This is a genomic window from Actinomycetota bacterium (assembly GCA_040755895.1).
Classification (GTDB): Bacteria; Actinomycetota; Aquicultoria; order Subteraquimicrobiales; family Subteraquimicrobiaceae; genus Subteraquimicrobium.
In genome coordinates this window covers 1-4,911 of record JBFMAG010000123.1, presented here as the reverse complement: position 1 = coordinate 4,911, position 4,911 = coordinate 1, and the positions used below count along the sequence as shown (strand labels likewise).

The 4,911-nt window shown below is 46.3% G+C and carries 5 protein-coding genes and 4 tRNA genes; 1 reads left to right on the top strand and 8 read right to left on the bottom strand.

Going from position 1 to position 4,911, the window contains the following annotated elements; genetic code table 11:
• Nucleotides 1–81: 81 nt before the first annotated feature.
• A tRNA-Ser gene (locus AB1466_05815) sits at nucleotides 82–173 on the bottom strand.
• An 85-nt stretch (nucleotides 174–258) separates the two neighbouring features.
• Here AB1466_05815 and AB1466_05810 point away from each other — a divergent pair.
• Nucleotides 259–438 (top strand): hypothetical protein, encoded by a 180-nt coding sequence (locus tag AB1466_05810; GenBank protein ID MEW6189601.1) that lies wholly within the window; start codon nucleotides 259–261, stop codon nucleotides 436–438.
• Between the two features lie 18 nt (nucleotides 439–456).
• Here AB1466_05810 and tadA read toward each other — a convergent pair whose 3' ends face one another.
• From tadA to AB1466_05775, 7 genes are all read right to left on the bottom strand, one after another.
• Entirely contained in the window at nucleotides 457–936 is a 480-nt protein-coding gene (gene tadA, locus AB1466_05805; GenBank protein MEW6189600.1) for a tRNA adenosine(34) deaminase TadA, read from the bottom strand.
• Between the two features lie 307 nt (nucleotides 937–1,243).
• Nucleotides 1,244–1,317, bottom strand: a tRNA-Arg gene (locus AB1466_05800).
• 99 nt (nucleotides 1,318–1,416) lie between these two features.
• Nucleotides 1,417–1,507, bottom strand: a tRNA-Ser gene (locus AB1466_05795).
• Between the two features lie 138 nt (nucleotides 1,508–1,645).
• Nucleotides 1,646–1,734, bottom strand: a tRNA-Ser gene (locus AB1466_05790).
• A gap of 241 nt (nucleotides 1,735–1,975) precedes the next feature.
• Entirely contained in the window at nucleotides 1,976–3,253 is a 1,278-nt protein-coding gene (gene serS, locus AB1466_05785) for a serine--tRNA ligase (protein ID MEW6189599.1), read from the bottom strand.
• A 44-nt stretch (nucleotides 3,254–3,297) separates the two neighbouring features.
• Nucleotides 3,298–4,140, bottom strand: a complete 843-nt coding sequence (gene pheA / locus AB1466_05780) for a prephenate dehydratase (GenBank protein ID MEW6189598.1) — start codon at nucleotides 4,138–4,140, stop codon at nucleotides 3,298–3,300.
• 88 nt (nucleotides 4,141–4,228) lie between these two features.
• On the bottom strand, nucleotides 4,229–4,669 hold the full coding sequence (locus AB1466_05775; GenBank protein MEW6189597.1) for a DUF4446 family protein: 441 nt from the start codon (nucleotides 4,667–4,669) through the stop codon (nucleotides 4,229–4,231).
• Between the last annotated feature and the right edge of the window lie 242 nt (nucleotides 4,670–4,911).

The window sequence follows — 4,911 nt, the reverse complement described above, 5'->3', positions numbered from 1 at the left end:
GATTAGTCCCCTCTCGCATCCCTCCAACAAAGTCGGAGGTTTGTAGTGATTCCTAACTCCCCACTACCAGACTTATTGTAGCGGAGGAGGAGGGATTCGAACCCTCGTGGGACCTTTCAGCCCCCGTCCGATTTCGAGTCGGCGCCCGTATGACCAAACTTGGGTACTCCTCCAGAGATTATTTTAGCACTAGAATTCGAAATAGTCTTGAAAACGCCGCCGATACTTTGGATTATTTCCAACCTCTTGGAAATAACGATGTATTTCTTTCTCTCTTCTAAGATAAACGCCAAAACGGCCAACAAACTTTTCATATCCCACATCCGCTTCATTATTAACATGAACAAGAACTTGGTGATCGGAGACGTGACCATCACCAAGCATAATTCCAACAAATTCAGCAAGAAGATACTTCTAAAACTAATGGAGAGAAATTAAAAGATTTATACTATTAAGCTATTCAACTATATCTTGGCGGAGTTTTTGGAAAAATTTTTGCAAAAGTTCTTGACATTCTTTTTCACAAACACCAGATACTATTTCTACCTGGTGATTAAGCCTTTTATCCTGAAGTATATTAAACAGTGTGCCAGCTGCTCCTGCCTTCTTATCTCCTACCCCGTAAACTAGCCGCTTAATCCGTGCCTGATAGATGGCTCCAGCACACATGGGGCATGGTTCTTTGGTTACATAGATGGTACAGTCCGTGAGACGCCATCCTTTAAGATACTTGGAGGTTTTCTTTATCGCTAAGATTTCAGCATGCGCCGTGGGATCATCTTGAGTTTCGCACTCGTTGTGAGCTCGGGAAATAACTTCACCTTGGAAAACGACGACTGCTCCCACCGGCACCTCGCCCTGCTCAGCGGCGATTTTCGCCTCTTCCATGGCTAACTGCATATACTTTTCATCATCTTGCCTAAGGGATTCCCACATTTTTCGTAATAAAATTCCGGTAATCCATCCCCTGGAAAATTTTCAATAAAAAAAGGGAGATTAACCTCCCCTCATAATTAACACAGCTTGAGACATAATTTCCAGTTTTTTTCACGCTGTGCGCCTGGCAGGACTTGAACCCGCAACCTTCGCTTCGCTCTTCCAGGGGCTCCGCCCCTGGGACGCTCGTAAACTCGCTGTACCCCAAAAACCTGGGAATCCTTTCCCCAGACCCCTTTAAGGTTGGGGCCCCTCATCCGGAATGAAATCAATAACCAGAATCTCTTTGCTCACCAAAGATTTTCAGTGCGCCTGGCAGGATTCGAACCCGCAACCTTTGGATCCGTAGTCCAACGCTCTATCCAATTGAGCTACAGGCGCCAGTTAAGTCGAGAGTTTGTTAGTCGGCAGTTGGGAGCGAAAAGATTTATAAAATTTACTTACTTCTGACTCCCAACTCCTCACTACCGACTTGTGTAGCGGAGGAGGAGGGATTCGAACCCTCGAACCCCGTTCTATCAGGGTTAGCCGCTTAGCAGGCGGCTGCACTAAGCCACTATGCGACTCCTCCAATAAGTTAGGAGTTTGTTAGTGGTGGTCCGGAGTGAAAAGACTTATAAAAGATTTATTTACTACCAACTCCTCACCGCCGACTTTTTAATTCAGTCTTCTTGGCTTTTGACTCATCCCTCCTCACTGATTTTTGCGGCGGAGGGTGGGGGATTCGAACCCCCATCGCCCTTTTCAGAGCTACAACGGTTTTCAAGACCGCCCGCTTCCCAGTTAGCGTAACCCTCCAAATTTAAACACTTTCAAATACTCCACATACCTGCTACTCCCGCTGAGCTTGAGCATCTTTGGGTTACTGAAGCCAATTTCCCTTCTAAACTTCTCAATATCCTCCCAAAATCTTTTAAGGAATTGGATATATTCTTAATTCTTTCTCCTTTAAAAGTTTAGCATAGGGAAAAAGCTAAGGCAATTTGAAGATCTGCCTTCCGGCAGGCAGACCTGCTCAAATTGATTAATCGGCGAAAACTTAACGGCCCTTGATTCGGTCTATCCCACCCATATATGGGTGAAGAACCTCGGGGATGAACACACTTCCATCCTTCTGTTGATAGTTTTCCAAAAGAGCAGCTACCGTCCGTCCGATCGCTAACCCAGAGCCATTGAGCGTATGGACATACCTTGGCTTCGCTTTTGGTTCAGGTCGGTATCGTATATTTGCCCTCCTGGCCTGGAAATCCTCAAAATTACTGCATGATGAAATCTCCTTATAGGTACCATGTCCCGGCATCCAGACCTCCAGGTCATATGTCTTTGAGGCCGAAAAACCTAGATCGCCCGTGCACAGAACGACCACTCGATAATGAAGACCGAGTCTTCTTAAGACTTCTTCAGCGTCTTTGGTCAAGCTCTCCAGTTCGTCGTAGGATTCCTCCGGTTTAGCGAACTTGACCAGTTCTACCTTGTTAAATTGATGTTGGCGGATAAGTCCCCTGGTTTCCCGACCAGCAGCCCCCGCCTCGCGACGGAAACAGGGAGTATAGGCAACATATTTAAGGGGGAAGAGTTGACCATCCAAGATCTCATCACGATGGATATTTGTCACGCAAACCTCTGCTGTGGGAATGAGATACAAATCATCATCCTGGCACTTGTAGAGCTCTATGGAAAATTTTGGGAGCTGCCCCGTGCCGATCATCGAGCCCTCATTTACGAGGATGGGCGGGAAAACCTCGAGGTAACCATGCTCCCTAGTGTGCAAATCGAGCATGAAATTTATGAGAGCCCTCTCGAGTTGAGCCCCCAGACCCCAATAAAGGGCGAATCGGGTTCCGGCGATTTTACCCGCCCGCTCAAAATCGAGTATCCCCAATTTAGTTCCTATATCCCAATGGGCTTTGGGTTCAAAATCGAATTTCGGAGGTTCACCCCAGTACCGAACGACCTCGTTGTCGCGCTCATCGACTCCCACGGGAACACTGGGGTGAGGGATATTCGGGATGTCGAGCATCATCCCTTTCAATGCCGCATCCAACTCCCTTACTTGGGCATCGAGGGACTTGATTTTTTGAGAAAGCACCCTCATGGAGAGGGTCTTTTCCTGTACATCCTTTCCCACCCTTTTGAGCTCGGCAATCTCCTCGGAAACCGTATTCCTGATGTGTTTTAGCTGCTCTACGTCGAAAAGTAATTTCCTCCTCTTCTCATCCAACTCCGCAAATCGATCCAGATCGGCTTCCATACGTCGCTTCTCGAGGGATTCACGAACTACATTTAAGTTTTCCCTGACGAATTTTATATCGAGCATCCTGCCTCGGTTAAAAAACCTCTCACCGCCAATTTACTACTCAATTACTCCAGTACTTTATCCGCCCGAGGATACGAGCCTAGTATCTTCACATCCCGTATCTTACATTTTAGACATTTCAAAGCCGAGGCGATGACCTCATCCTCCAAGTGCCCCTCCATATCTATCCAGAAACAATAATCACCCAGCGCTTTCTTGGTTGGTCGTGACTGAATCTTGGTGAGATTGATGTATCTATAGGCGAACTCCTGCAGTATTTGAAGGAGACTTCCCGGTCTATCCTCATAGATGAAGCAAACTACGGATGTTTTATCGTTCCCCGTGCGGGGGGCGGGGTCCTTCCCCACCAATACAAATCTGGTCTTATTGTCCTTGAAGTCCTGGATATCCGACTCGAGAATATTCAGATTATAGATCCTTGCGGCCAAATGCGTGCCGATGGCAGCCATGGAACCTTCTTGCTCGGCGACCTTCTTTACCGCCTCCGCGGTACTATTCGCCGCAATCACTGGAACATTTGGAAGATTCTTTACCAAATAGTTGCGGCATTGAGCGGTGGCTTGAGGGTGAGATATCACCAATGATATATCTTTGAGCTTGACCCTCGGTCGAGCGATGAGATTGTGTCTCACGGGAACGATGATCTCTCTTTCAATGACCAAATTAGCCCCGAAGGTTAAAGTGTCCAAAGTTACATTGACCGAACCTTCAATCGAATTTTCTATGGGGACGATGCCCTTATCCACCTCTCCCCGGTCCACGGCGAAGATGACCTCTTGCTCGGTGGGATAGGGTACGAGATCTTTTTCATCCACCTGGATTGCCGAGAGTAGAGCTTCCTCGGTGAAGGTCCCTTGTGGTCCTAAATAGCCCATCTTGACGGACATAAAAACACCTCAAAACTTCGTTGAAATTTTTCAAAGAAACTAGCTTTAATTGTAGATAATTTTTACATTTTTTGCTATCTCTAGGGCTTTACTCAAGAGCCTTGGCTATAGCCTCACGCTCCTCTTTGGAGAGGGTATAACTGGATTCCCCTCCCTCCACAGGCTTAACGTAGCTTCGGCTTTCTTGACGCCCATTGAGAGAGCTTAATACAATCCCATCACCATGCTCGTTCAAAAGAGCTACGGCGAAACTCAGTTTGCCTCCCACATCTTCAAAGGCATCGAATCGTACCACCCCAACCTTTTGAACGGCACCTTTGAGGACACCTCTCATCTTTTGCTGATCGGATTCAAATCTCTGAAGTTCTTTTCGGATCAGTTGGAGCTCCTCGAGACAGTGAACGAAAGTATCCATCAAACTTTCTTCCTTTAGCGCTCTGGCAACTCTGCGACGTTGGCTATAAAGCTTTTTTAAACCTAAGGTTAAAAGCAAGAGCCAGAAAAAAGAAACAATAAGGACTAAAACCATGGATTGCCCCATGAGAAAATCCATGTCGACTCCTTTCTGATTGGATTTCAACCCCTTTAGGTTGGCTAGAATTATACAACACTTAAGATACCCCTTTCAAAAGTGAGTCTCCCCCAAGTTTAACGCTTTAAAAATTAATTGCCCATTATTTTGCAGGATTTTTAGGCGAAAAATTAGAAAGAAATATAAACAGCGAAAAGTTGAGGATCACTATGGATAGTTTCCTGGATCAAAATATAGGC